The organism is Lentilactobacillus hilgardii, from assembly GCF_009832765.1.
In the GTDB taxonomy this organism is placed as follows: Bacteria; Bacillota; Bacilli; order Lactobacillales; family Lactobacillaceae; genus Lentilactobacillus; species Lentilactobacillus hilgardii.
Genome location: NZ_CP047121.1, coordinates 125,125 through 151,106, shown reverse-complemented (window position 1 = coordinate 151,106; position 25,982 = coordinate 125,125). Strand labels below are relative to the sequence as shown.

23 protein-coding genes and 2 other annotated features are annotated in these 25,982 nt (G+C 40.0%); of the genes, 7 read left to right on the top strand and 16 right to left on the bottom strand.

Annotation, left to right across the window (positions count from 1 at the left end; all coding sequences use genetic code 11):
• Positions 1 to 178 precede the first annotated feature (178 nt).
• The 3 genes from GQR93_RS00715 to GQR93_RS00705 all read right to left on the bottom strand — a co-directional run bounded on the left by GQR93_RS00715 (position 179) and on the right by GQR93_RS00705 (position 5,341).
• The gene (locus tag GQR93_RS00715) at positions 179 to 1,363 is read right to left on the bottom strand and encodes an MFS transporter (protein WP_050757939.1); all 1,185 of its coding nucleotides are present in this window, start codon (positions 1,361 to 1,363) and stop codon (positions 179 to 181) included.
• A 488-nt stretch (positions 1,364 to 1,851) separates the two neighbouring features.
• Positions 1,852 to 3,819, bottom strand: coding sequence for a glycoside hydrolase family 127 protein (locus GQR93_RS00710; protein WP_159298616.1), 1,968 nt, complete (start codon positions 3,817 to 3,819; stop codon positions 1,852 to 1,854).
• Between the two features lie 103 nt (positions 3,820 to 3,922).
• Entirely contained in the window at positions 3,923 to 5,341 is a 1,419-nt protein-coding gene (locus GQR93_RS00705) for an MFS transporter (protein WP_003555072.1), read from the bottom strand.
• Positions 5,342 to 5,724: 383 nt separating this feature from the next.
• Between GQR93_RS00705 and GQR93_RS00700 the strand changes: the two genes are divergently transcribed.
• From GQR93_RS00700 to GQR93_RS00685, 4 genes are all read left to right on the top strand, one after another.
• Positions 5,725 to 6,675 carry a helix-turn-helix domain-containing protein gene (locus GQR93_RS00700; RefSeq protein ID WP_159298615.1) on the top strand — a complete coding sequence of 317 codons (951 nt, stop codon included), beginning with the start codon at positions 5,725 to 5,727 and terminating at the stop codon, positions 6,673 to 6,675.
• A gap of 56 nt (positions 6,676 to 6,731) precedes the next feature.
• Positions 6,732 to 6,929 carry a hypothetical protein gene (locus GQR93_RS00695; RefSeq protein WP_003551282.1) on the top strand — a complete coding sequence of 66 codons (198 nt, stop codon included), beginning with the start codon at positions 6,732 to 6,734 and terminating at the stop codon, positions 6,927 to 6,929.
• A gap of 74 nt (positions 6,930 to 7,003) precedes the next feature.
• On the top strand, positions 7,004 to 8,170 hold the full coding sequence (locus GQR93_RS00690; RefSeq protein ID WP_003551280.1) for a GH25 family lysozyme: 1,167 nt from the start codon (positions 7,004 to 7,006) through the stop codon (positions 8,168 to 8,170).
• 236 nt (positions 8,171 to 8,406) lie between these two features.
• On the top strand, positions 8,407 to 9,126 hold the full coding sequence (locus tag GQR93_RS00685; RefSeq protein WP_003551278.1) for a GH25 family lysozyme: 720 nt from the start codon (positions 8,407 to 8,409) through the stop codon (positions 9,124 to 9,126).
• 127 nt (positions 9,127 to 9,253) lie between these two features.
• Here the strand turns inward: GQR93_RS00685 and GQR93_RS00680 are convergent, their stop codons facing one another.
• The gene (locus GQR93_RS00680) at positions 9,254 to 10,162 is read right to left on the bottom strand and encodes a metal ABC transporter solute-binding protein (RefSeq protein WP_003551277.1); all 909 of its coding nucleotides are present in this window, start codon (positions 10,160 to 10,162) and stop codon (positions 9,254 to 9,256) included.
• A gap of 156 nt (positions 10,163 to 10,318) precedes the next feature.
• Positions 10,319 to 11,047, bottom strand: coding sequence for a peptidoglycan recognition protein family protein (locus tag GQR93_RS00675; RefSeq protein WP_003551275.1), 729 nt, complete (start codon positions 11,045 to 11,047; stop codon positions 10,319 to 10,321).
• A 155-nt stretch (positions 11,048 to 11,202) separates the two neighbouring features.
• On the opposite strand from GQR93_RS00675, the gene GQR93_RS00670 reads away from it, so the two are divergent.
• Complete coding sequence (locus GQR93_RS00670) at positions 11,203 to 11,820, top strand: isochorismatase family protein (RefSeq protein WP_003551273.1); 618 nt, start codon at positions 11,203 to 11,205, stop codon at positions 11,818 to 11,820.
• Between the two features lie 79 nt (positions 11,821 to 11,899).
• Here GQR93_RS00670 and GQR93_RS00665 read toward each other — a convergent pair whose 3' ends face one another.
• Both GQR93_RS00665 and brnQ read right to left on the bottom strand, forming a co-directional pair.
• A complete protein-coding gene (locus GQR93_RS00665; protein WP_003551271.1) occupies positions 11,900 to 12,112 on the bottom strand; it encodes a DUF3923 family protein in 213 nt (70 codons plus the stop codon).
• Positions 12,113 to 12,250: 138 nt separating this feature from the next.
• Positions 12,251 to 13,654 (bottom strand): branched-chain amino acid transport system II carrier protein, encoded by a 1,404-nt coding sequence (gene brnQ / locus GQR93_RS00660; protein WP_003551269.1) that lies wholly within the window; start codon positions 13,652 to 13,654, stop codon positions 12,251 to 12,253.
• Between the two features lie 148 nt (positions 13,655 to 13,802).
• Positions 13,803 to 14,048 (bottom strand) — a binding site (T-box leader).
• A gap of 321 nt (positions 14,049 to 14,369) precedes the next feature.
• On the opposite strand from brnQ, the gene GQR93_RS00655 reads away from it, so the two are divergent.
• Positions 14,370 to 15,341, top strand: coding sequence for a 2-hydroxyacid dehydrogenase family protein (locus GQR93_RS00655; protein ID WP_003551267.1), 972 nt, complete (start codon positions 14,370 to 14,372; stop codon positions 15,339 to 15,341).
• A gap of 90 nt (positions 15,342 to 15,431) precedes the next feature.
• Here the strand turns inward: GQR93_RS00655 and GQR93_RS00650 are convergent, their stop codons facing one another.
• The 4 genes from GQR93_RS00650 to GQR93_RS00635 all read right to left on the bottom strand — a co-directional run bounded on the left by GQR93_RS00650 (position 15,432) and on the right by GQR93_RS00635 (position 19,373).
• On the bottom strand, positions 15,432 to 16,541 hold the full coding sequence (locus GQR93_RS00650; RefSeq protein WP_225430365.1) for a low temperature requirement protein A: 1,110 nt from the start codon (positions 16,539 to 16,541) through the stop codon (positions 15,432 to 15,434).
• A 173-nt stretch (positions 16,542 to 16,714) separates the two neighbouring features.
• Positions 16,715 to 17,317 (bottom strand): nitroreductase family protein, encoded by a 603-nt coding sequence (locus GQR93_RS00645; protein WP_003551262.1) that lies wholly within the window; start codon positions 17,315 to 17,317, stop codon positions 16,715 to 16,717.
• 207 nt (positions 17,318 to 17,524) lie between these two features.
• The gene (locus GQR93_RS00640) at positions 17,525 to 17,941 is read right to left on the bottom strand and encodes a hypothetical protein (protein WP_225430364.1); all 417 of its coding nucleotides are present in this window, start codon (positions 17,939 to 17,941) and stop codon (positions 17,525 to 17,527) included.
• 496 nt (positions 17,942 to 18,437) lie between these two features.
• On the bottom strand, positions 18,438 to 19,373 hold the full coding sequence (locus GQR93_RS00635) for an alpha/beta hydrolase (protein WP_003551256.1): 936 nt from the start codon (positions 19,371 to 19,373) through the stop codon (positions 18,438 to 18,440).
• A gap of 293 nt (positions 19,374 to 19,666) precedes the next feature.
• Here GQR93_RS00635 and GQR93_RS00630 point away from each other — a divergent pair, with 293 nt between their 5' ends.
• Entirely contained in the window at positions 19,667 to 20,509 is an 843-nt protein-coding gene (locus tag GQR93_RS00630; protein WP_003551254.1) for a prephenate dehydratase, read from the top strand.
• Positions 20,510 to 20,513: 4 nt separating this feature from the next.
• On the opposite strand, the gene GQR93_RS00625 is transcribed toward GQR93_RS00630, so the two are convergent.
• The 5 genes from GQR93_RS00625 to GQR93_RS00605 form a co-directional block, all read right to left on the bottom strand.
• Entirely contained in the window at positions 20,514 to 21,512 is a 999-nt protein-coding gene (locus tag GQR93_RS00625; RefSeq protein WP_035444208.1) for a ketopantoate reductase family protein, read from the bottom strand.
• A 96-nt stretch (positions 21,513 to 21,608) separates the two neighbouring features.
• Positions 21,609 to 21,852 (bottom strand) — a binding site (T-box leader).
• 71 nt (positions 21,853 to 21,923) lie between these two features.
• On the bottom strand, positions 21,924 to 22,739 hold the full coding sequence (locus GQR93_RS00620) for a transporter substrate-binding domain-containing protein (RefSeq protein ID WP_003551250.1): 816 nt from the start codon (positions 22,737 to 22,739) through the stop codon (positions 21,924 to 21,926).
• On the bottom strand, positions 22,739 to 23,494 hold the full coding sequence (locus GQR93_RS00615) for an amino acid ABC transporter ATP-binding protein (RefSeq protein WP_003551248.1): 756 nt from the start codon (positions 23,492 to 23,494) through the stop codon (positions 22,739 to 22,741). The genes GQR93_RS00620 and GQR93_RS00615 overlap by 1 nt, the downstream gene beginning before the upstream one ends.
• A 12-nt stretch (positions 23,495 to 23,506) precedes the next feature.
• Positions 23,507 to 24,205, bottom strand: coding sequence for an amino acid ABC transporter permease (locus GQR93_RS00610; protein WP_003551247.1), 699 nt, complete (start codon positions 24,203 to 24,205; stop codon positions 23,507 to 23,509).
• 509 nt (positions 24,206 to 24,714) lie between these two features.
• Positions 24,715 to 25,713: a ketopantoate reductase family protein gene (locus GQR93_RS00605; protein WP_035462153.1), complete on the bottom strand. Its 999-nt coding sequence runs from the start codon at positions 25,711 to 25,713 to the stop codon at positions 24,715 to 24,717.
• Between the last annotated feature and the right edge of the window lie 269 nt (positions 25,714 to 25,982).

The following is a 25,982-nucleotide window of genomic DNA, read 5'->3' as shown; positions in this document are numbered from 1 at the left end:
ACCTCATTAAATTTTTTGAAAGCGCTTCAACAAATAAAGGATACCTTACATTTTACTAAAATACAAGTAGTTTTTACTTAAAAATAGAAATTATTTAGTCTATCATCTAATCCCCGTCAGTATGACCCAATTCAGATATGAGAGCTGACTCTATCCTCGCACCAAAAGATCCCTTCCATTAAACCCTTTGACTGGAAATTCTAAAGTGGTCCGCACTTAATGATTTAATTAGTTCAATTATAGAAATTCCTGCAGCAATAACGCCGGAAATCATAAATAAGCTTTGATCAGTCCCACCAAAATTAATTGCTTTACTAATATATGGACTTAAAAAATTGGCACCGTTTGTTGCAATCATTAATACGGTTGTCGCATCATTACCGTACCTTTTGGGGACAAGTGAAAGTCCCTTCGAAAAGATAAAGGGGATAAACAAGCCAAATGCGAATCCCACTCCAAAACCACCCACAAAACAAGCAATGGCATTGGTTGCCGTACTGATCACAATGACACTGACAGCTTCAATTAGGACAGCCAGAAATAATGTCAATTTTCTAAAAACCATTTCAATATTGCCATAAATCATACCGCCAACGATTGTTCCGACGGACATGATGACAACCGCGCTGGAGCCAATTGATAAGGATCCAAAATGATTATTCAAAATATAACTTGGAATCTTAACATTAACGGTCATATAGAAAACCATCACCATAAACAAAACAACCCAATAGTAACCGAACTGAAGTTTAGCAAATTTAGATAGCCTGTCTTGACCTTCAATAGTATCAAATTGTGCATTATCATAACGAACCTCTGGCACAAATAATAGATATAAAATTAATATTGGGATTGCAATCAGATAAAATGCAAATGCCACATTCCATTTTGAATATATTAAAATGATTCCAACAATTAAGGCCCCACCGGCTGCGCCAAGTCCCTGAAACGTATTTTGAAAACCAAGTAGCCTTTCACGTTGCTGACCATGATAAAGCAGGTCGATTAAACTAATGCAAAGTGTATTGAACAGACCAATTCCTGCACCCATTAACGCGCGGGCAATCAGCAAAACAGTCATGTTTGGTGAAAGCATTGACATAATAGCGCCAATCGCTGTTATTGCGGTTCCAGAAATGACTATTTTCTTTGTACCAATTCGTTTTACTAAAAAACTGCTAATAACGATTAACAAAGCCATTGTAAATGACGGAATAGTTACCGTTAGTTCTGCTGTTTCAATCGCTAAGCCCGGAAACTGCTTCATTAAACCGGGAATTGTCGCAGCACTGGCACCTGTAGACATAGGCAATAGCGACAGCATTAAAATCGAAAATGCCATCAATCCTGATCGACTTTTCATATATCAATTCCTCCAATCAATTCCGCGAAGGTCTCTCACCTCTTCGCAATCTCATCAATAGTATAAACGATTATGAAAGTCAATTAAGGATTATTACAAAACATTTTCAAAATATGTACATTAGGGTGTTTCTATATGTTTTCATAATGACTTACATTTTTCTGCAATCACTTTCAGAGCCAAAAAGGCCCCGGTAATTGTCATATAAATAACAACTACCGGGGCGCATTATTATCACGAATAGTATCGAATGGGGTTTCGATTAACGCTATGTCAGAAATAACGTTTACCTATTCATTTCGATAACTCGGATAGTGTAACATGGGGTGAAATAAGTTTCAATTACTTTCGATATTTTTAAATCGAGCTTATTCCATACAGCAATCATTCCGCTAGAGTGCGCTTACATCTTCTTTCAAACAAAAGGAGAACCAGAACTCGGTTCCAATTCTCCTTCGTTAAAAGTCATCATCATTAATTGAATAAACTTATCTATTCAACCAAACCCTCATTTGGCCGTCCTGACGGTTAGCCCAGGCATAGTATGGCACCATGGTCAGGTCAACCGTTTCCGTATCCGCCGGTTTAGCTTCGGTATACAGATCAGCATCGTCGGCATTAAGCTTCTCACGTTTGGCAGCCACCTTGATGACCCCAACGCCGTCCAATAACTTCTCATCAAAGTGATAGTCTGTCTGGGCATCCGGTGAAACCTGGTATAACCAAAGCGGTGCTTGGTTGTCGGCTTGTTCAGCGGCGTAAACCACCGGACCACGTTGAACGGCAACCTTGCCGAAGTCATGGCTGACCCGGTTGTTGGCCCGCATAATCTTGGTACTCATGTCCAACTTGAGATCAATGGTTAATGACTGGCCGTCAACATCGAGATAAATGAAACCATCCTTAACCGGTAAGGTCTTGGCAGCACCATCCACGTTTAATTCGTAACTGGCAGACCAGCTGGGAATCCGAATGCCAAACTTAAAGGCGGCCTGGTTGGGATTTTGAATCTCGTAGTGGATATCACCGCTCCATGGGAAGTGGTTGGTTTGGGAAACCTGGATGCCGTCATCGAATTCGGCATCGTTGGCGATGAATTGATGGGACAAAATGGTGTCACCCTTTTCGGTATAGAGATATTCATCAACCGAAGCAATCAGACGCGCCAGGTTGGCCGGGCAGCAGGCGCAACCAAACCAGTCAGCCCGATGCGTCAAGACATGGGACTTGCCGGGGTTACCCTTGCTGGCAGCCGGATCGGCTTCCAACGGGTTAACGTAGAAGAAGTGCTTGCCATCCAATGACATCCCACTTAAAGCGCCGTTGAAGAGTTCCTTTTCCAGCACATCGGCGTACTCGCCCTTGGCATGGATGTTCAACATTTGACGGGCAAAGAAGGACATGCCGACTGAGGCACAGGTTTCACCGTAATCCGTATCGTTGGGTAAATCATAATCATACGTGAAGGCTTCACCAGTGGTGGTTTGGCCAATGTTACCGGTGATGTACATCTGGCGCTTAACAATATCGTTCCAGAAGCGATCACAGGCAGCCAGTAAATCTTTATCACCTGTATAACGAGCAACGTAGGCCATGCCGGTGCAAAGGTAGACCACCCGAACCGCGTGACCATGAGGGACCTTTTGGTCCTTAATGGGTTCTGCGGCCAAGTAATATTCACGGGTAAAGTCACGCATGCCGGGAATTAAATCACGGTCAGTGCTGTCGCCATCGGCCTTGATCTGCTTTTCAAAGAAGGCCGGATCCTGACCCCGTTGGGTGAGGAAGTAGTGGGCCAAGTCAAGATACTTCTTGTCCTGGGTGACTTCATACAACCGTGACAAAGCCAATTCAATTTCGGGATGACCATCATAGCCGGGGATTTTGCCTTCTTCAAGGCCAAAGTGGTTATCGATACAGTTGGCCATACGTTTAGCAATGTCCAAAGCTTTTTCATTACCGGTGGCGTTGTAATAAGCCACACCGGCTTCAATGTAATGACCCATCGTATATAATTCATGTGATTGTTGGAGACGCTTGAATTTACGTTCCGGGGCATCGATTTGGAAATAGGTTGACAGATAGCCGTCATCATCTTGAGCCTTGGCAATCAAATCAATCAGGTTGTCGGTAATCTGCTTTAAATCCGGGTTGGGATGGTAGCCAAACGAATAGGCAGCTGCTTCCAACCACTTGTAGACATCCGTGTCCTGGAATGGGAAGCCATAGTGATGGCCGGTCATTTCACCGGCGGCAATCTTCAAATTGGCAACGGCGTGACTGTTCTTGTCCTGACCGTTGTTTTGTGGATCTTCGGCAATCGAAATGTCGGCTTCGTCGTTCATAACTTTCCATTGGTAAGGTAAGACTTCTTTAACGACGAGCTCCCGATAGCGTTTCCAAAAGTCGGATGTCACCTTGACTTTATTTAACTTCGGCGTGGTATAGACTTGCATAAATGGACCTTCCTCTCGAAAATACAGTGATTAGTTAGTAATTAGCTGTTTAGATAAATCGATTAAATAAACTGATTAAAGGCATGGTGATTCAACCAACTGCTTAGTTGGCTGTGGCAGCCTTGGCATCTTGCGCATGACGTTCTGCCAAGTCGGCTTTAACAACTGGTTCATGATTTTCCCACTTACGGTAAACAATCATCAAAATCAAACTGATGGCGTAAATGATAACCGGAACCCAAACGAAGGTAAAGCTGATACCTGAAAGACTTGAAGCAGTTTGGGTCTTAACAGCAGCGTTAAAGCCAAAGCCTTTCAACAACATGGAAGCGATAAATGAACCGAAGCCGGAACCCATTTGGATACAGAATGAAGCACCAATGGCCGTTAAGAAACCGTTGGCACGAACGCCGGTCTTCCATTCACCGAAGTCAACCGTGTCACCAACCATGGCAAAGAACATGGTGCAGGCAGAACCGGAACCGATACATGCAATACACCAGCCGATTAAAGCGGACGTGGTGTTGGCACCGGCAAAACCGATCCAAGCTTGACCAACCATGGTCAAAGCCAGCATGAAGACGGTCGTGCCCCACTTGTGCATGTACTTAACAAAAAATGGTACCGAAGCCATACCGATAACCTGGATAATGGTAAAGCCGTTGAAGAATGAAATTAAACCGGTGCTCCCCATGTTGTACTGGAAGTAGTAAGGCATCGAAGCGTTACGAACGATAAAGGCGGTCCAGTAAGCCAAGTTGGCAACGACGATCAGAACCCAAGGCCAGTTACCCTTAGTGGCTTTCAAACTTTCTTTAATCGTAATCACTTTTTCAGATTCGATATTCTTTTCACGCATATCGAAGAAGGCAATTAAGAGCAAAATCAAAGCAACGATTGAGTAAATACCAACTGCTAATGACCAGCCACGTTGTTGGTTACCATTGCCTAAGAGACCGGCGAATGGAATGATGAACGTAACGGCGAAGAAGTTACCAACGTTACCAAGAACCAAACGAACTGAGTTGGCTTGCATTCGGCCGTCGGTACTTGAAGTCAAGTTAGGCAGAACGGAGGTAATTGGGGTTGACATTGCGGTATAAGACAAGTCAGCCAGGATATACATTACCCCGGCGTAAATGATCTTAGCCGTGCCGCTCAAAGCGGGGGTAGTGAACAGTAACCAAACAAAGACAGCGAATGGTAAGGACATCCAGAGGAACCATGGGCGACTCTTACCATATTTACTATGGGTGTGGTCAACCAAAATTCCCATGACCGGTGCGCCAATCGCATCAAAGATACGACCGATCAACAGTAAGACACCGGCTGTTCCAACCGTCAAACCAAAGACGTTGGTGAAGAAGTAAAGCATGTATGAACTGATAATACAGTAAAGCAAGTTACCAGACATATCCGTAAAGCCATAGGTAATTTTTCTGTGCCATGGCAATGTGTCATTGGCCAAGAGTGCCTGCGCACTGGCCGTATTTGAATCTACATGACTTGCATTTGAACTCATGATTCTGACCTCCAATTAGTTATAAATACAAACGCTTACAATATTTGGGAATTTATTGCACAAAATCGATAAATGAAAAGTCGATACAACTCGCGAGTAATAAATATCTTCAGACCTTTGTCTCCGAATATTTATTTGTATCTCATTTACGATTTCTATAGTAAGCGTTTGCAAGGAAGAAAAAAAGGTCTATAATAGCAAAAGAAGTGATGGTTTCCGACTAGTTGTCATTTTTATTCGGTTGAAATAGCACTTCACAAAGGGCTTTGTATCAAGTTTGATACTTTTGGTGACGATTTCCGACATTCATTGATTTAATCTTTTTTTGAACAAATTTATGTACTTATGGTGATCATTTCCGACATAGAACGGAGGCTATAGAAATGTTGTTCTCTACATTTAATATCGCAAAAACACTTCTCTATTATAAGGGTGGCGAATTTCTTGCGCACGGGCCGTGGAAGCACCGCAGGATGTATCACAAAGGAGATTACGAATTAATACTATGTATTAAAGGGCCCATTTATTTACAAATCGGAGATCGTCGTGTCACTTTGAATGACCATGAAGTCTTGTTTGTTCCACCATTCACCACAATGTACGGCTATCAAGATTCAAAGAATGACGTTGATTTTTACTGGTTACACTTTTTCTCTCAATACCGGGAAGACATTTTTGAATCCGAAGAAGACCAAATGATTTCTGAGATCAAGACAAACAAACAGTCCAAGCGAAAGATTTTCTTACCGATGCAATTCAAGTTGTCCGACTACGAAGAAGCCACCATTTTAATTCACCAGATTTTATCAATTCATAACGAACTTTCATTTATTGAAGAACGGGATTATCTAGTGTCAGCTCTTTTAATTCAGCTCTATAAATCTTACTTTAATCATCCGGATTCAAATAAAGAAAGCTCGCGAATTAATTCAATCAAAGAATGGATCCGGGCAAATATGTCCAGTACGTTAACGGTTGAGGAAATTGCCGATAATGTCAGTTTAAACGCGGATTATTTAACCCGACTCTTTAAACATTGTACAGGTATGACCACACTTCAGTACCTTAACCACATTAAAATAGAAGTTGCTACCTTGCTTCTAATCCGAACAGAAATGCCGGTTAAACAGGTTGCCTATAATTCATATTTTAATGATCCAAAAGTATTTATGAGACGTTTCAAAAGCTCAACAGGATTATCCCCCAGTGAATACAGGAAATCATATAACTTAATTCACCTCAATAATCCACACGTTGATCCTCAAATTCCAATTCCAAAACGAATTGCGGATTCTATCGATTACATTCCTGAAAATGGTGACATCCCTGAATAAGTCCCAAACGATCATACTTTCCATTACAACACAAAAATTCTTAGGAGGAATTTACAATGCATATCTTCACAAAAAAATTTGCCGGTCAATCAATTATCTCTTGGTTTTTCCAAATCATTTTAATTTGGATTGCCTGGGCAGTCCATAACGGCACGTTGCCAAACAATGTAACAACTATTACATTTGCAGCCGTTATATTACTAGCAATTTACTGGAGTTTTTCACTTGATCGAAAAAGAAGTAACAACAAGTGAATTCGCTTTTGTTAACCCCGTATTCATGTTAGTATCGCAAGTGAACACAACGAATATGAGGGGTTGAGAATCAGATGACATTTAATCATAAAAAAACCAAATTGGCAATCCTTGGAATGATTGCCGGAGGAATCTTGTTGGGAACCTCTGTAACAGCAAACGCTGCTTTGTCCCCATCAAGTACTTTACCAAAAACCGATATGGTCGATGTTTCCAGCTGGCAGGGAAACCTAACTGCCGCTGATTACCAAACAATGGCTGGCAACGGTGTTAAGGCCGTGACAATTAAAGCAACCGAAGGTACCTACTATACGAATCCCTACCTGTCACAACAGGTTCAATATGCACAACAGGCAGGCCTGAGTGTCAACTTCTACCATTTTGTCCACTTCACCTCAACCGATCAGGCTCAAAGTGAAGCTCAAAACTTTATTAAAGCAGTTCAACTTGTTACCAACTCCAAAGACGTCGTCATGGTTGCCGATTTTGAATCATCAGAATTAGCAGGCGTTTCCAAATCGCAAAACGATGCCAACCTGGCCGCCTTTGATGCAACACTTAACCAGGCCGGCTATAATAAAACCGACCTATACACAATGGCAAGTTGGTTGGGTGTACACATTGATACGAACACTTCCAATAATGGTTGGATTGCAGACTATCCAAATAACCCAACCGGCAGTAAATATACTTCTGCCAACGCATGGCAATGGGCATCCGATTATCGATTCCCGTCAATTAATCAAAACATGGATGTCAGCCAAATGAACAACGATTTTTACTTGAATTCAACAGCTGGCTCAACAACTGATACGTCGACGCCAACAACCGGCTCCAGCAGTTCATCAAGTTCATCGAGTTTATCAAGTTCATCAAGTTCAATTTCCAGCTCGTCAAGTTCGACAACGAGCGGTTCAACATCATCAACACCGGGTGAAATTGTTAAAGTACCGGGACCATCCGGCAAACAGTATTCAGCCAGCCGTTCCAAATCCGTTAAACTAGTATGGCGGAGCAATATGGGCCGTCATGCCTACAAAACAACGGATGGTGCCCGTTACTCCAAGCATCTTGGCATGCGTTACGGTTACAATTCGGATATGCCCGACATCACTTGGTACACCGACGCCCATGAAAAGTTATATATGAAGAATTCCGGACATTACGCTATTTATTATCACGTTAAGAGTGCAGACGGCCAGCATGGTGGCTGGATTTGGCGCGGTTATTTGAATAAATAATCTATAGAAACCCAAAATGAGGTTGGACAAAATTTAATTTTGTTCCAGTCTCATTTTTTTAGATATTACAGCCTGTTACCTGATTGTTGTATGACTGTAAATAAATGCTTTTATCCGCGCCACTATTGAGAAAGGCTACATAAGAGCTATTTTTAAAAAGACAACTATTGTGATACGATTCGGACTATATTATCATTACCGACAACTTAGAATCCAATCACAGGAGTACAATTTAAATGAAAAAATCAAATTCCCTAAAACTTGCCGCTTTGGCACTAGCTACTTTTGGTGCACTATTTGCTGGTAATGCCAGCTTATCCGTCCAGGCCAACACTTTTTCGTCAAATCACCCAAACGCTGATATGGTTGACATCTCGGCTTATCAAGGGGCTCAAACAAACCTTGGCCTTCAAAATATGAAGGATTCCGGCGTACAGGCCATGACAATTAAAGCAACGGAAGGCACTTTTTACACCAATCCATTACTGGGTCAGCAAACTGCCACAGCCCAATCATCGGGCTTAAGCATTAATTTTTATCATTATGCTCAATTCGCTACCAAGAGCCAAGCTAAAAAAGAGGCAAAATACTTTGTAAAAAAAGTAAAAGGGGTAACCAGTCAGCGAAATGTCGTCATGGCCGTTGATTTTGAGGCTCCCAAACTAGCTCATCTTTCAATTGCAACCAATGATCGAAATATCAAGGCATTTAACAAGGTCGTTAAAGCTGCCGGTTTCAGCAAAACCGATATTTATACCAACGCTAATTGGGTTGATAGTTATGTCAGCATGAACACCGCTAATCTCGGGTGGCTTGCCAACTATCCAAATAATCCAACAGGAAAGAAATATGTTGCTGCCAATGCTTGGCAATGGACATCCAACTTTAAATTTGCCGGTCAGGCAGGTAAATTAGATGTCAGTCAACTTAATAACAGTTATTATTTAAATGACTAAAAAGGTTATTTTCAATTCTTTATTTTAATTAAAACGGGTCGAAGCAAAAATTGCTTCGACCCGTTTTGATTAATACCTATTGCCTAACTGATACGCCTTTTCTTCACTCTATTTTATCAACCTGCATTTATTTTTCTAAAATTTTCAGCAAACTATTATATTGACTTAGCATCCAAGATTTATAATTCTTATTTGCCGGTAACGTTTCAGTTACTTTCAATACAGGAACTTTATTCTTATGAGCAAGTGCAACCAAGTTGTTGACCGTTTTATCATCAACTTGAGAGTTATAAACAAAGAATGCAATCTGACGTCCTTTGATACCGTCTTGCATTGCCTTAATCGTCTTTGGTGATGGATCTACATCCTTTTCAGTATCATTTTCAAATTGAGAATCGCCAACTTTAAAGCCCATTGCGTCAAGTGCGTAATCAAAGACCGGTTCGCTGACATAAACATCCTTGTTCTTACTCTTGGCAGAAACTTGTTTTAACTGGGTAATCTTTTTCTCAACCGGTTTAAGAGATGCGATATACTTCTGAGCATTTTTCTTAAAATATTGTTTATTTTTAGGTTGAATCTTTCCCAACTTAGTTGCAATCGTATTTGCTAATTTTGGCATCGTTTTGGGATTATACCAAAGGTGAGGATTGTCCCCGTCTTTTTTACCCATTAAATCCTCGCCAACCTTTATGTAGTCGGTTTTTTTGTTACTGGAAACCAATTTATTCATCCAACCGTCATAACCAATTCCATTAGCAATTACCATCTTTGACCCAACAATGTTTTTTGCTACCTTGGTTGTTGGCTCATAGTCATGGGGATCAATATTGGGATTAGTGATAACGGATGTCACCTCGCCTTTATTACCGGCAACCGCTTTGGCAACTTCACCGTAAAAGTCCGTGGTTGCGGTAATTTTGATTTTACCATTGCTGCTTGATGAATGACTTGAACAACCCGCAGCAACTATGCCAAGCGTTACAATTAAGAATGCAAGTAACACGAATTTGAATCTTAATATTTTTCGAAACATTTGTCTACCTCTTCCGTTTTTTAAATAGTAACGATTACCCTTACGATGATAATATAAAAAAAGTTACTTGTAAACATGAATTTGAAAACTTTTCATGATTTCAAGTAACTTCAGTCCCCTTATCAAAGAAATAATTGTGAATTAAATCCTTTCATATCACTCTATATTCTTATAATTTGTCAAAACAAGTTGATAAAATTGACTCATCGTATAAGCTTTATGAAAATACTTCTTACCTGCTTTTTTATAATAGCCAACCGGATCTGTATGATCGGAACCACCCATGTATTTGGCAACTGAACCGTGCGACCAAACTGTTCCCTTGCCGTCGTAAACAGCATCGTTAGGCTTCAAGTTATATTCATCAAGTAAATAAGCTGTATAATATGCTGCATTTTCCACCTCATGTGCAAAACTCTTTTTACTGTGCATCTCAATTTGCTCAAACTGAATAAACCTGGCATTTCCAGGATAACCAACACCCCAGCATAGGTAGTCTGTATTGGCAATATTAATAATATGATCGTCATCTACAAATGAATGAACAAACGCATTTCGATAATTCTTCTTCATATACGCAATTTCATCAAAAATCGTGGAGTTTGGATTGCCGGTCTCATGAACAACAACGCCTTCTGGCTTACCTTTACCATGGCGGTACTTATAATGGGGGAATCCCTTCCAAATTTGTTTGGTAATTGTAGATGGCGAATAATGATGTGCAGAAATGTAATGGTTAACTGAAGCTGCATTTGCAGCTACATTAACTATTATCAACATGATAAGAACAGTTAAAACCGTTAAAAAAAGACTGTTAATTTGTTTCTTCACTACTAACGTCGCCACTTTACTTACAATTTTGTATTCAAACTCTATGCTAATCATTCTCTGCGCCCCTTGCAAGCAACTATAACAAAGCTTTATAACTGCTTTTTAAGAAATGAGGTTTTGAGTGCAAATAATGGTTGCTTACAATTTTCAGGTGTATTATGTAACCGGATTCAGTAATATTGATTTAACTCTAGGGGAGGTTTTAATTTATGACAAGTTTTCCAAAACGCGGTGCTGATGACCGCCTACTTTCACCAGAAAATTCATTAATTACCTTTATTGATTATCAATCAACTCAAATCAATTCAATTGGGTCAATGAAACATGCCGATCTTGTTCACAATGCCGTTTTAGTTGCCAAGATCGCCAACCAATATAAAGTTCCCATCGTTCTCTCAACCGTTAACGTTCATACAGGTAGGAATCAAGATACCATCTCACCATTAAAAAAGGCAATTGGGGACGTTCCGTCATATGACCGAACATCCATCAATGCTTGGGAAGATAAAGATTATAACGACGCTATTAAAGCAACGAAACGTAAAAAGATTATTATGCTTGGTCTTTGGACTGAAGCATGTCTCACATTCCCAACGATTGATGCGCTTGCGGAAGGATACGACGTTTACCCGGTTGTTGACGCGGTCGGCGGCACATCACCTCTGTCTCATGAAACTGCCTTACGTCGAGTAGAACAAGCTGGTGCCCATCTCATTACAATTCCACAATTAATTTGTGAGTACCAACGTGACTGGAACAGAACTGATACTGTTCCTGGATTCGTCCAAGATCTATTTGAAGATGGTGCTTTTACACCGCTTCAATAATTCTCATTGAGTACGTCAAAAAAGAGTTTTCAACATCATTTAAGGATGTTGGAAGCTCTTTTGTTTAGTTAACTTAGTATCATTTTCGATGCCTAACGCGCATGATCACAAACCATATCAACTGGATAATTAATATAAACCCAAACAGCACACACCAAATTGCCAGCGATGTCATCTGATAAGCCGGTGTATTGATTGCTCCTGTCGCATCGGTTTTCCTTAACCAAAGAAAAGCGGCTCCAACTATAAAAAGGACCAACCAAAGAATGCTGGTCATCTTCCACCAATTCATTAAAGTCCCCCCATCTGCACTAAATTTAAAACAAGCTTCGAAAGCTAAGAAGGTTGAATAAAAGCACTTTATTACTCATATCAAAATACCTGATATATAAATTATATACCAGGCATTTTTTAGATGAGATATTTACTATTATTTTGACACATGCTCAGATGTAGTTTGACCGCTTCGGGCAAAAACCGGTCTCAAGAAGTGCAAACCCAAACCGAGAACCGCACCGACAACTGCTGGTGCTACCCAGTCCATTCCAAGGCTTGCAAATGGTAAGACATTATGTTGGAAGGCACCCAATGTTTGGCCAAATGCACTTTGACTAACAACTGGCGGAAATGCAGCAACCATGTCCAATAGTGCCGGAACTGTTGTGAAACCAACAACCAACGCATACACTAATGGATCGCGATTAAAGAATGGCGAAAAGACTGATAGCAAAATCAAGACCATTGCGAAAGGATATAAGAACATCAGCATTGGCGTTGACCAGAGAATGATTTGATCAAGGCCGAAGTTAGCGGTAAAGAATGATGCAAAACATGTTAGTGCCAGCCAAGTATGGTAGCTGACCTTTGGAAAATGTTTATGGAAATCTTGTGCAAAGGCAGCCACCAACCCAACAGCTGTCGTCAAACAAGTAACCGTAATCAACGTTGCCAAAAGTGCGTGACCAATACCGCCAAGGTAATAAGTAACTAGTTGATTAAAAGCAACACCACCGTCTGCGGATACTTTATAATTAGCCAAGGTTGTGGCACCTAACCAAATTAGAACAACATAGATAAAACCAATCATTGATGTCGCAAACACCCCTGCCTTTGCTGTTACCTTTGCATTACTGCTTGGCCGGGTCTTGCCCAATTGACGAACAGCCGTTACAACCGTTACCCCAAAAGCTAAACCAGCTAGCGCGTCCATTGTGTTATAACCCTGAAGAAAGCCATTAAAAAAGCCGGCATGTTGATAAGCAGCCGTGGCTGCCTGGTGTGAGGCAGAACCCATAGGATGAACAGCCCCCATTAAAAATACTGAAAATAATAGCAAAAGAAATAGTGGATTTAAAAGTTTACCAACCGAATTCATCACGTTGGACTGATGATAAGAAACCAGAAAAGCAGCTCCAAAGAAAAGAACCGAAAAAACAAACAACCCAACGTGGGCCCACGAGGCCGGCAACATTGGCTGAACACCGACTGTAAAGGGTACCGTTGCAGTACGAGGGGTTCCAAACAGCGGCCCAATCGTTAAATGAATTAATACCATAAAGACAAGCGCAAAAACCGAACCAAGCGGTACCCCGATATCATAAACGCCTTCTGATCGGGTAACACTAACGGCCAGCACTGACAAAAGCGGTAACAAGACTGCCGTTACCAAGAAGCCAACTGTTGCCAACACCCAGTGGGAACCTGCTAATTGGCCTAAATGAATTGGAAAAATTAAATTTCCTGCACCAAAGAACAAGCCGAACAACATTGAACTCACAACAAAATATTCTTTTTTAGTTAACGGATTTGGATTTAAATCTTGTAAATCTTTCATGCCCAATAGACTCCCTTATTAATACAATTTTTAACTGCAACCTAATCTGACCAATGTCAATCTGAGATTTCAAGACAACCACTCCCCTTTTAAATTATTAAATAAATTACTCAACGCAAAAAAGCGCCCCTCATTCAGTATTCACTGAACTAAGGGCGCTTACGGCACTGTACCACCTTATTTTGCAAAATTATTGCTAATTCTGCCTCTCTCACGTACGGCCTTGAAGAAGCGATACGCTAACACGTTAATGGGTGTTACCAATGCACGTTACTTTCACAAATTCGATGCATCGCTCAAAAGGGATTTTCACACGTTCTTGCCTGCTTTCTCTCACCAACTAAAGCTCGCTTAAGGTTTCGAAAGTGTTACTCAACTTTCTCGCAGCGTTTTATAATTTATTGGTTCTTATAATAGTAACCTTTCATGCAAATGTCAACTTGTTTTGTAATGATTATTTCCAAAAACGACTGGATTTTTAATAAATCGGCGTTAAATGACAATTTACATCTATTTAATTTGGTGTTGACTATTTTACCCTATAACTAAAAAAAGAAATATGCCTCCCAATCAACATCAATTTAACACATTGTCACTTGCATTAGTCATTTTGAACAAAAAAGAACCGGGTTTTAGCTCCGAAAGCGATTTCATTTCTTGAACATTGCTCCTATAATAGAGTTGTACAAACAAATTTATATAAGGACGTGAGCATATGTCAAAGGTATTAATCGCTGGAAGGATTCCAGAACATGCATTAAACATTTTGAAAGATGCTGGATTGGACATCGACGTGTACGATGATAGTAAATCTTTGATCACAAAGGACGAACTCAGTAAACGAATCACTGACAAAGATTTCCTGATCACACCACTTTCAACTCAAGTTGACTCAGACGTTATTGATAAAGCACCAAATTTAAAACTGATTGCCAACTATGGCGCCGGGTTCAATAACATCGATGTCGATTATGCAAAATCAAAAGGAATCCCAGTTACGAACACACCAAAAGTTTCGACTGTTTCGACAGCTGAAGTAACCTGCGGATTAATGATTGCACTATCTCACAGAATGATGGAAGGCGACACGTTGATGCGCCACGAAGGGTTCAGCGGCTGGGCTCCACTATTCTTCTTAGGCCACGAACTTGCCCATAAGACATTAGGTATTATCGGAATGGGGCAAATCGGTCAAGCCGTTGCAAAACGTATGCATGCATTCGACATGGATATTCTTTATACACAACGTCATCAATTGGATCCCGAAACCGAAAAAACTCTGGGTGCCAAGTTCACCACAACGGATGATATTATTAAGAATGCCGACATCATTACACTTCATTTACCGGCTACTCCTAAAACCCATCACATGATCGGTGCCGAACAGTTCAAGCAAATGAAAAACAGTGCCATGCTCATTAACGCTGCTCGAGGCCCAATTATCGATGAAGCGGCACTTTACGATGCATTGGTTAACCATGAAATTGCCGGTGCTGGTTTGGATGTTTACGAAAAAGAACCGCATGTCGATGATGGCTTTAAGTCACTTAAAAATGTTGTTTTGACACCACATATCGGTAATGCCACTGTCGAAGCCCGTGATGCTATGGCTGAAATTGTTGCAAAGAACACGGTCGCTATGGACAAGGGTGACAAGCCTAAGTACGTGATCAATGGTGTTGAATAAAATTTAATTCTTTTTACAAAAAGTTCGGGCAAATTCCCGAGCTTTTTTGTTTAACCTGGCCAAGCCTAAATCGACTTTATCATTAAATGATTAATAGCGTTGTCCCCTAAGCAATACCCGCCACCAAAGATAACAAAGGACCAATATTGATAATGCTATCAAGCCATATATCATCGATATTTCAACCTTGAAGTTAGCAATAATCCCCAGCAAAACAAAGAATCCTGCTAAAATAAAAAACACGTTGCCGGCAGATCGCCGACCTTTTTGACCATAGACAAACAAAACAACACTTTCAGGAACCAAAAAAAAGAACAAGCCAATAATTAACAACCAAATAAAGTAGGTTTGCGTTAGTTCTTGATTCATGAACAACTCTAACGATGCCGTTATTAATTCAATACCGACGAAAACAAAGTAATGTGCATGGATCAATACGAGACCAGCTGTTATTAAATGTCGATTAATACCGAGATCGTATGTTAGGATATAAATTGAAAATAACAGTGCAATGATGATAAAGAACAGCAAGCTATCAATGTGAACGTTGAGACTATCAATCGTTCCTGCAACACTGATAATTGATTCTCCAAACAAAATGATCGTAAACAAGTTGTAACGCTCTGTAAGATGATCAAAATGGGTTGGAAAATGCCGCAACGTTTTTTTCATGCCGATTGGCACAAACGCCGCCATAAAAATAGTGATGGCATAAATCGAAAACCGCAAACCATAATTCCCCCATTGAATCATTGTAAGCGCGCCAATCACTGCGATTGATGTTAACAGTGATCCTAATTGAATGCACAGATGACGCACTTCTTGGGATTTATTTCTCTTTGCTTGAATTAAATATTGAACTGCCAAGCTCATAAAAAGAACAGACGTTGCACCTGCGAAGGTAGCATGTGTTTGCTCAAAATTTGTATTAATAGATTGAGAAAGTATGACAACCCAAAACATATTGAAAACTAAAAAGACAACATGACTCAAATTAGTGTGATAAAAGCGATTTGCAAACACTGTTTGATACGTCCAAATCGTCCAAAAAACCAGCATCATCATTAAAAACTCAGCAACATCCAAAACCGGAATTCTTTCACTGTTAATAATATGTAAAACACTGGTAATCCTGCTGATAGCGTAAGCAAAAATCAAATCATAAAATAGCTCAAAATTGCTGACTTCCTTTGATTTCATAACCGTTTCCTCCAAACTAAGTATAGAATAGCTCATTTGCAGTCTTTTGAATTGATTGACGCTCCAATATCGTAGACCAAAATATGAAGACAGCAAAAAAGACTGAATCAAAAATGATCTTTGACCCAGCCTCTTCTTTGAAGGATGTATCTTAAACTATACTAATTCGTTAATTATTTAAGAACCTTAAAACGATCGTCATCATTCATAAATTCTTTTTCACCAGCAGGACCTTCGATGGAACCGAAATCTAACTGAGCACGGAGGTTCCAACTGTCTGGAATACCAAAGGCTTCCTTAACCTGATCGTCAATGAGTGGGTTGTAATGTTGCAGGTTGGCACCAATACCGTTTTCAGCAAGCGATGTCCATACAGAGAACTGAGCATTTCCTTGAGCTTGTTCCGACCAATCAGCGAAGTTGTCAGCGTATAAAGCAAAATCATTTTCAAACCGGTGAACAACATCCGTATCGGTATAAAAGAGCACAGTTCCGAAAGCAGCTTTAAACCCGTTAATCTTGTTCAAAGTCTTTTGGTAGGCTTCCTCAGTCGGTACCTCGGACTTCAAACGATTGGCAACGATGTCCCAAAGCTTTTCATGATTGTCACCGAATAAGATCACGGCACGGGTCGTTTGATTATTAAATGGTGTTGGTGCCCACTTGATATTCTCCTTAATCAAGTTTGCAATTTCATCAGGTGTTTGGTCAACGTTACGTCCTAATGCATAGATTGAGCGACGGTTCTTGGCAAGGTTCAGTAATTGTTCTTTCATGGTAAAGTTAAACTCCCTTATTAATTGTTATAGTCGATAAATAGTTAATGTGTATAAGAACATTATACCAGTTACTTTTAGTAAGTAAAGGGTTTAAAACAAAAAATTTCAACTTAAAAAGATCAAGAAAACAAATCCGTCTTCCTGATCTAAATCTTATCATTTCTAATTAGCAGATTGATAAAAGATGCCTACCAATTCAGCATTTTAGTCTGCTTGCTTAAAAATACCCTTTGTTAAACTATAAGACTTCACCCAACCATATCCCTTTACATAAAGAAATGTTTGAGTCTTGTGGGTCTTCTTGGCGATTCCTGTAACAGAACGCGTTACCTTATAAGTCTTTGCTGAATTAAGTGTACTGTATTTAGTCATGGTAAAGGTTGCACTGTCAGCTGCAAACGCCCCTTTATAATAAACAGGTGACTTATCCTTAGTGTGATAGAATTTTGCCTTCTTAAAGAAAGTTGCACCCTTCTTTGTCATCGTATATGTCGTACCAGCTGTTTTCGCAGCAACTGTTTGAGACGATGTTACCGAGGCATTAGCAGCAAGTGGTGCGGCTGCAAATGCGAATGGTAGTGCCAACGAAAGTGCCGTTACAAAAGTTGCAATTTTTTTCATATTCAAAGCCTCCTCAGACCTTCCACACTCAATATACAACATGACAATTATGCGTCAAAGTAATTCGCTTATATTATTTATCACATTCATAAGGCATAAGGCCCTAAAATCGAGGTAATATGATATTGGTTCGAAGTTATTTTAATAGTGCCCAGATAGGATGGAGATGAGTATGGATGTCGTTTAGTGCCATTGCTTCGTATGCTGTTGCCATATTCTTTAGTGCATTGAAAACTATAGCAAATTTGTTTTAAAAAAAGAGAAAAAACAGTTAACTTCCAAAGCACAATTGGGGATAATCCGGTTGCATAGCAGGAAGTTGCTTTTTTTTCACATTTTTGCTTGATAATAACCGTAAGGATACAAAAAAGACTGAGTGAAATTATTATTGCTTCAGCCTTCATTCCTGATTACAATGAAAAAGATCCAGTCAGAAGCCGACTTTTGTCATTTCTAACTGAACCTAATCTTAAATTATCTAGTTAGCCGATTTAAATCATCTAAAATACGTCTTCAAAAATGTCATCACACGATCTCTATAAGCTTCCGGGTTGTACCAAAAGCTCTCTGCGTGGGTCGCGTTCTTAACGATCCATAATTGCTTCGGCGCTTTAGTTGCCTGATAATTTTCATAAGCCATTCCTACAGGTACATACGTATCACGACCACCGTGAATAAACAAAATAGGTAATTTATTTTTAGCAAGTTGATGCGTTGACGATACTTTGTCTAATGAAAAGCCAAGAACATGGTGATTAATCTGGCTTACCAACGGTTCAACCGGGTATTCAGGTAAATGGAACTGTTGCTTTAACAAATAGGTTAGTTCTTCTCGGATACTTGAATAGCCACAATCAGCAATTAGTGCTTTTACCTGTGAGGGTAAGTTCTCACCAAAAATCATTTCTACCGTTGCCCCACCCATGCTAACGCCAAAGAGCAGTATACGACTGTCCTCACCAACATAACCGATCACTCGCTTAATCCACCGCAAGTAATCCAAACGATCCAGCCAGCCGAAATTAATATATTCTCCGGAACTTTCACCATGTCCGCGATCATCCGGAACCAACGCGTTAAATCCCATTTCATGAAACATTTTGACATAGTTTGCCATTGTTTCACGATTTCCTTTATAGCCGTGAGCAATGATAACCGTTTTTTTTGACGGTTTGTCCGCAGGAATAAAACTGGCCACCACCTTGTTCTCCGGTGAATTTGCATTTAGTATCCAGGTTTTTGAAGGCACATTTTTCATCCAATCAACGTAGTCGTAATAAGCATCAGCGTACTTTTGTTTCTCCTTGGAAGTTGGTGGAACGTGATCAACACGCTCAAACGCAAACTTAAACAAATGATAACTGAGTAAGAAACTACCGGCAGTAACTGCCGTTAATGGAATTAACAATGGTCTAACAATTGATCTTTTCATGAATAAATTATAACCTCTTAAGTACATTGGTTCTCATCTTGAACAAAAACCAATTTGGAATTAATAGTTACTTATTATAACAACTTTCCGAAATAATCAACCTTGTTTTGCTTAACTTTAAAAAAGAAAAAATTCCTTCAACAAGTTACTCGCGCGACATGACGGAATAGCTTATCAAAGAAATATTTCTAATTTCATTTTTAGTCATCATAACCCATATCATTTATGAGATAATTTTAAGAAAGTACAATAAGTATTAATCAACTAACAATCATTTATAAAGGAGAAAAAATATGAAACTTTCAGTTCTTGGTCCTGAAGGAACTTTTGCCGATGCAGCCGCAAAAGCTTATTTAAAAACCCAGCCATATACCAACGTTATCTTTGACTATCACCCCACTTTTGATCAGGTATATCAAGCAGTAACTGGCGAAAATATCGGTTTATTGCCATTAGAAAACCAGCTTGACGGTTATGTGTCCGCAACTCTTCAACGTTTACAAATCGCCGACGTTACGGAAATCGGTGAAATGACTATTCCGGTGAACTTTGGATTAGTAGCAAACGCTGATAGCTTAACTCATATTAAGCGGCTATATGTTCAATTTAAAACGGAAGGCCAGTGTCAAAAACTGCTATCAAGAATGCCCGGCATCCAAATCATCACAACCTCATCCAATATGATTTCTTTAGAGAAATTTTTAAGTGGTGAAAAGGGTGATGCCGCGATTATTCCTCAATCACAGATGGCGGATCAATCCGCACCTTTCATGTTGGAAAACGTTGCTGATCAGGATGATAACAGCACGCGATTTATCATTTTTAAAGCAAAGCCTGCAAAATTGGATGACCTTTCACGCCTGACGCTCACAACCAATCATTTTAAGGCTCCGCTCTTTATCAGGCCTTCGTCAAATGATAAACCGGGAACACTTTACGATATTTTGGGATACTTTGCTAAAGCCGATCTCAACCTCATTACCTTAATGTCATTACCGACTAAAACCCAATTAGGTGAATATTCGTTTTATATTGAAGTTTCCGGAACTCGCGATCAACAGGAGGTCATATTCGCAACGCTTCGTGACATGGCTTCAAAATATAACGTCCATCTACTTGGCTTTTACGCCGACTAAATCATTAAGCTGTCTGGCGCTGTAGCTCAGCCTGCTTCTTTGCAGCACGTTTCTTAGCTTCGTTTTGACGATGGAATTCAGCCAAGTGAACAGCCTGTGTAACAAATAGATGGGTTGCAGCTTCATAATGATATTTCCGGCCTAATTCAGCAATGTAGCCATTGATGTAATCGACTTCGGTTGGACGATCCTTAATCATATCCTGATACATTGATGGATAATGCAGCGGCATATCGATACGGACATTGCGATCAAGGGCCGTCATTTCTTCATCACGAGTAGAAACCAAGTGGATATCGGCGCGGGCACAAATATCATAAGCCTCATCAATCAATTGTCGGCCCATCGAGTAAAAGCCCTTAAAGTTTCCAAGTTCGCCCATTGGGATTTCAAACATTGTGCAGAGCGTATTGATAACCGAGTTAAAGATAACTTTTGTCATCAAAGTTCCAGTAAAATCATCAGTCAAGGTTGGGTGCATTTGAGCCTTGTCCAATTCGTTGAAAAGCTTGTTGGTCATTTCATCAGGCTTCTCATCTAATGGGCACATGTTCATCTTGCCGGCACCGCGCCTACCCATAAAGTCAACTTCGCCTGGTCCTGGTAGAACTGTTGCAATTAAAGCAGTACCACCAATAATCTTATCATCAGCAAAGTACTTTTGTAGTTTTTCAATGTGACCCATGCCATTCATGCAGGTAAAGGCGTATTGACGATCGTTGAAGAAGTGCGCACATCGCTTAAGATAGCCATCTAATTGCATTTGTTTAACAAAGAAAATGAACATGTCGGGATCGCCGTTGTAGCTTTCGGGCGTTTCCAACTTAATTTTGGTTAAATGACGATCCTTATGGTCACGCATGACATAAACGCCACCTTGTTCACGGATTCTATCAATATGCGGCTGCCAAGTATCAATAAATGTAACGTCATTTCCTGCCTCTTGAAGCAAAATCCCATAACGAAGTCCCATAGCGCCTGCACCAATCATTGCAAATTTCATATCAATCATCCTCCAATTTTGACTATCATTGATTACCATTTCATAAAGCCATTAATCATTTCGATTAAAAAAGCGCCCTTGATCTTTTTATAAAAGATCAAGGGCGCTTTAGCACTGTACCACCTTAATTTATAATTTGTTCTCACAAATTACCTTATCATGTACGGCTGATTTTACTCAACGATACACTGGCACTTTAAGGCGTGCTCTCCGTAAACACTCATTACTTCGCATTTACTGCTCAAAGGCTACTTTCGTTTCGGTGATCATTATCCCTTCTCACTTACCGGGATTCCCTGAAATGACTTGGCGAAACTACTCTCCTCTTCATTGCATTTTCAATCGAAATTTTAATGTGTCTTTAATCTAACGCACATAATTCTAATTGTCAACACAAAGTTCAAAATTATTTCATTCCTTGGTAATATCTGCGCCGAAATACTTCTGTGATAATTTAGTCAAGGTGCCATCCTTACGCAATTGTTGTAGAACTTTATTGAACTTAGCCTTTAGCTTGGTATCCTTTTGATTAAACATTGCAGAAATGTTAACCGGCTCTGCTTGGGAATCAGAAACCTTATGATAGGTTAATCCCTTGGTAGAATTACTCTTTGCGTAAGCAAACCATGCCTCGCGTGCATTGATAGTTCCCTGAACCCGACCTTGACGAATCAATGCCAAGGTTGTGGTAAAGTCTCCTGAGGGAACTGTTTTGGCACCAAGTTTTTTAGCCTGAGCTTCGTTATTAGTTCCCGTTCCTTCGGCAAGCTTCTTACCTTTGACATCTGAAAGTTTCTGAATCGACTTGTCACCGGCTTTAGTAATTAAGGCATATCGTGAATAAATATACGGTGTAGAGAAAATATATGATTTTTTACGTTCCGGTGTTTCAGCAATATTGTTCAACACAACGTCGTATTTACTGCTTCCAAGACCGGCAATTAAACTATCCCATTTAGTTGGCACGAAGTTGGCTTTCAAGTTCATCTTCTTGGCAACCGTCTTACCTAAATCAACTTCAAATCCAGTCAGCTTTCCATCCTGTCGATATGAATAAGGTGCGTAAGTGCCTTCCAATCCGATCGTTAGTTGCTTGCTCTGCTTTAATTCTGATGTATAACCACCCTTACTTGATGAGTTGCTTGATCCGCAGGCAGTCAATAATACCCCTGTTGCGACAACACCTAAAGCTAATGCAAACCGTTTAATTCCTTTTCCTATTTTCATTATGAATCCTCCTCCAAATCAGAAAATGTCATTGCCGAAATAAAATCTAAAATTCGTTTATTATCAGTAGCAAAGAAATCATGCTCCGAACCGTCAAACAAGATTCGGCCATCTTCAACAAAAATCATTTTATCAGCAACCTGTCTCGCAAATGCCAAATTATGCGTCACAATAATCATGGACTGCTTTTCTTTGGCAATTTGCAGTAATACTTTCAATACTTCCAGTTCAAGCTCCGGATCAAGCGCACTGGTGGGTTCATCAAGAAAGATATAGTCGGGGTGCATTGCTAATGAGCGGGCAATCGCAACTCGCTGTGCCTGTCCGCCCGACAACTGAGCAGGATAAACATCCGCCTTCTCTTCCAGGCCAACTTTTGCCAATAGTTCAGCCGCCTGTTTTCTTGCCTCAATTTTATTCTTGTGCAGAACTTGAACCGGCCCTTCCATAACGTTCTTGATGACGGACAAATGTGGAAATAGGTTATAGCCTTGAAACACCATTTCAGTATGACGCCGAATATTTAAAATTGTTTGATTGGAAATCGGTTTTGATAAATCAATGTCCAAATCATCAAAATAATAATGACCGGACTCGGGTTTTTCAAGAAAATTCAGCGATCGCAATAAAGTTGATTTCCCCGAACCTGAAGGCCCAACAATGACCGTTGTTTGATTTTCCGGAAAAGTTGTTGAAATATTCTTTAATGCCTGATGGTTTCCGAATGTTTTCGTTAGGTTTTCGAGTTTTAACATACAATCCACCCCCTATCTGGTTGTCGTTACATATCGTGACGTTACCTTTTCCAAATACCCCTGCAGCCAAGTCAGTACGGTACAAAAGACAGCATAATAAACAGCAACCAAACTATACATAATTAATGGCTGATAATTTTGGGCAGCAATTTGTTGACTCACTTCAAACATTTCAACAATCGTAATCGAAGCTGCCAATGATGTATCCTTCACCAAACTAATGAAACTATTTGCCAATGGCGGTAACGAGATTCGGATTGCTTGTGGTAAAATAATTCTTCTTAAAACAACGGATTTAGTCATCCCAATTGAATATGCGGCTTCCCACTGGCCTTCTGGAATCGACAAAATGGACGCCCGGATCGTCTCCGAACAGTATGCACCTGTATTCAATGAAAATGTAATGATCCCAGCAATAACCGGATTTAGCTGGATGCCATTCGGGAAGATTCCTTTAATTTTTAAATATGGGAGTCCAAAGTAAACAATAAATAATTGAACCAATAATGGCGTGCTTCGGAAAAGCCAAACGTAAAAGCGAAAAATTGCTTTTAGCATTAAAAAAGCACCTCGTTTTGACGAAAGACGAATCAATGCTGTAAATAGAGCAATGATCAAGCCAATAACAAAAGAAATAATGGCGATTGGAATTGTGTATTTAAAGCCTGCTTCCAACAGCTGAGGCGTTGACGTTTGAATAATATGCCACATATTAACTATTTCCTCCTTTAAAAATGAAGTTTGCTTCTGACACTATGACCAGACTAATAATAACGGCATTCTATGATATCACAAAAGAGCCGTCCCTTTGCATATAAACATGCAGAGGGACGACCCTTTTATATTAGCCGTGTTACCACCCGAATTTATATTGATGTTGCCATCAATACCTTAAGACACTTTTTAATGTCCGGAATGGTATCGTGATTCCCACGTATCTTGAGCTTGCACCCTTGATAATCTGCTCCGAGCTCATCTTCGATTAGTTTCTCAGCCATCTTCTCACTTACCGACGGTCCCTGATCCAAGAACAACTAGCCTACTCTTCTCATCAACACATTGATTATATATACAGAGTGATACTAACAGTTTTATAGTAAAGGTGTCAAGATCAGATTTTATTTTCATGAGGTTTGTTAAACATGCATAAAAATTCATTTCGCTTATCTCATGTTTAGACTCAACAGATTAATTATTTTCTATGCTTTTCTTCTCAAAACTTACGCAGATTTCACACTTGCTTGTGTTGATTCTTTCATTTGACGCTTTTTTGCTTCATTTTGCCGATGATATTCAGCCAAATGGACTTCTTGAGTGACAAATAAATGTGTGTGGGCTTCATAATGATACTTCCGGCCTAATTTAGCAATGTAGCCGTTTATGTAATCTACTTCGGTTGGACGATCCTTAAACATGTCCTGGCACATTGATGGATAATGTAAAGGCATATCAATTCGTGAGTTATGATCCAAAGAAGCTAATTCTTGTTCCCGTGTCGATACCAGCTTAATGTCTGCACGGGCACAGATATCATAAGCCTCATCAATTAATTGACGCGCCATTTCACGGGCACCGGAGAAGTTACCGAATTCCCCCATTGGAATTTCAAACATGGTGCAAAGCGAGTTCATTACCGAATTGAAAATCACCTTCGTCATTAATGTTCCAGTAAAATCTTTTGTAAGTGTCGGATTCATTTGAGCTTTTTCCAATTCATTGTAAAGGCGCTGACACATCTCGTCAGGCTTTTCGTTGAGTGGGCACATATTCATCATGCCGGCACCCCTCTTGCCCATAAAATCAACTTCACCAGGGCCTGGAAGGACGGTTGCAATTAAAGCGGTCCCACCAATGATCTTGTCGTCGGCAAAATACTTCTGGAGTTTTTCAATGTGTCCCATGCCATTCATACAAGTAAAGGCGTATTGACGGTCATTGAAAAAGTGGGCACAGCGCTTTAAATAATCGTTTAATTGCATTTGTTTTACAAAGAAAACCACAACGTCCGGATCACCATGGTAAGTTTCCGGTGTTTCCAATTTGATTTTCACTAGATGACGGTCTTTATGATCACGCATAACATAAACGCCCCCTTGCTGGCGGACCTTATCAATATGCTGCTGCCACGTATCTACAAATGTTACATCGTTACCAGCTTCTTGAAGCAAAACACCATATCGTAGTCCCATAGCGCCTGCACCAACCATTACAAATTTCATATCAATCATCCTCCGTTTACTATTATTTTGAAAGAAAAAAGCGCCCTTGGCTTCTATTCAAAACCAAGGGCGCTTTTGCACTGTACCACCTTTTATTCGCAACTTTAAAAGTTGCCTTTATGCGTACGGTTCATTATCTGAACGATACGTTGGCACAATAAGGCGTGCGTTTCCGTAAATCTTCACTGTTCGGATTTACTGCTCAAAGGTGATTTTCAAATTGCTTTGCACTGTTCCTTCACACTTAACGGAATTCACTTGATTACAAC

Excerpts from the sequence above, each read along its gene's own strand:
- GQR93_RS00715 (WP_050757939.1), bottom strand. The coding sequence starts at position 1,363 with ATGAAAAGTCGATCAGGATTGATGGCATTTTCGATTTTAATGCTGTCG.
- GQR93_RS00710 (WP_159298616.1), bottom strand. The coding sequence starts at position 3,819 with ATGCAAGTCTATACCACGCCGAAGTTAAATAAAGTCAAGGTGACATCC.
- GQR93_RS00705 (WP_003555072.1), bottom strand. The coding sequence starts at position 5,341 with ATGAGTTCAAATGCAAGTCATGTAGATTCAAATACGGCCAGTGCGCAG.
- GQR93_RS00700 (WP_159298615.1), top strand. The coding sequence starts at position 5,725 with ATGTTGTTCTCTACATTTAATATCGCAAAAACACTTCTCTATTATAAG.
- GQR93_RS00695 (WP_003551282.1), top strand. The coding sequence starts at position 6,732 with ATGCATATCTTCACAAAAAAATTTGCCGGTCAATCAATTATCTCTTGG.
- GQR93_RS00690 (WP_003551280.1), top strand. The coding sequence starts at position 7,004 with ATGACATTTAATCATAAAAAAACCAAATTGGCAATCCTTGGAATGATT.
- GQR93_RS00685 (WP_003551278.1), top strand. The coding sequence starts at position 8,407 with ATGAAAAAATCAAATTCCCTAAAACTTGCCGCTTTGGCACTAGCTACT.
- GQR93_RS00680 (WP_003551277.1), bottom strand. The coding sequence starts at position 10,162 with ATGTTTCGAAAAATATTAAGATTCAAATTCGTGTTACTTGCATTCTTA.
- GQR93_RS00675 (WP_003551275.1), bottom strand. The coding sequence starts at position 11,047 with ATGATTAGCATAGAGTTTGAATACAAAATTGTAAGTAAAGTGGCGACG.
- GQR93_RS00670 (WP_003551273.1), top strand. The coding sequence starts at position 11,203 with ATGACAAGTTTTCCAAAACGCGGTGCTGATGACCGCCTACTTTCACCA.
- GQR93_RS00665 (WP_003551271.1), bottom strand. The coding sequence starts at position 12,112 with ATGAATTGGTGGAAGATGACCAGCATTCTTTGGTTGGTCCTTTTTATA.
- brnQ (WP_003551269.1), bottom strand. The coding sequence starts at position 13,654 with ATGAAAGATTTACAAGATTTAAATCCAAATCCGTTAACTAAAAAAGAA.
- GQR93_RS00655 (WP_003551267.1), top strand. The coding sequence starts at position 14,370 with ATGTCAAAGGTATTAATCGCTGGAAGGATTCCAGAACATGCATTAAAC.
- GQR93_RS00650 (WP_225430365.1), bottom strand. The coding sequence starts at position 16,541 with ATGAAATCAAAGGAAGTCAGCAATTTTGAGCTATTTTATGATTTGATT.
- GQR93_RS00645 (WP_003551262.1), bottom strand. The coding sequence starts at position 17,317 with ATGAAAGAACAATTACTGAACCTTGCCAAGAACCGTCGCTCAATCTAT.
- GQR93_RS00640 (WP_225430364.1), bottom strand. The coding sequence starts at position 17,941 with ATGAAAAAAATTGCAACTTTTGTAACGGCACTTTCGTTGGCACTACCA.
- GQR93_RS00635 (WP_003551256.1), bottom strand. The coding sequence starts at position 19,373 with ATGAAAAGATCAATTGTTAGACCATTGTTAATTCCATTAACGGCAGTT.
- GQR93_RS00630 (WP_003551254.1), top strand. The coding sequence starts at position 19,667 with ATGAAACTTTCAGTTCTTGGTCCTGAAGGAACTTTTGCCGATGCAGCC.
- GQR93_RS00625 (WP_035444208.1), bottom strand. The coding sequence starts at position 21,512 with ATGAAATTTGCAATGATTGGTGCAGGCGCTATGGGACTTCGTTATGGG.
- GQR93_RS00620 (WP_003551250.1), bottom strand. The coding sequence starts at position 22,739 with ATGAAAATAGGAAAAGGAATTAAACGGTTTGCATTAGCTTTAGGTGTT.
- GQR93_RS00615 (WP_003551248.1), bottom strand. The coding sequence starts at position 23,494 with ATGTTAAAACTCGAAAACCTAACGAAAACATTCGGAAACCATCAGGCA.
- GQR93_RS00610 (WP_003551247.1), bottom strand. The coding sequence starts at position 24,205 with ATGTGGCATATTATTCAAACGTCAACGCCTCAGCTGTTGGAAGCAGGC.
- GQR93_RS00605 (WP_035462153.1), bottom strand. The coding sequence starts at position 25,713 with ATGAAATTTGTAATGGTTGGTGCAGGCGCTATGGGACTACGATATGGT.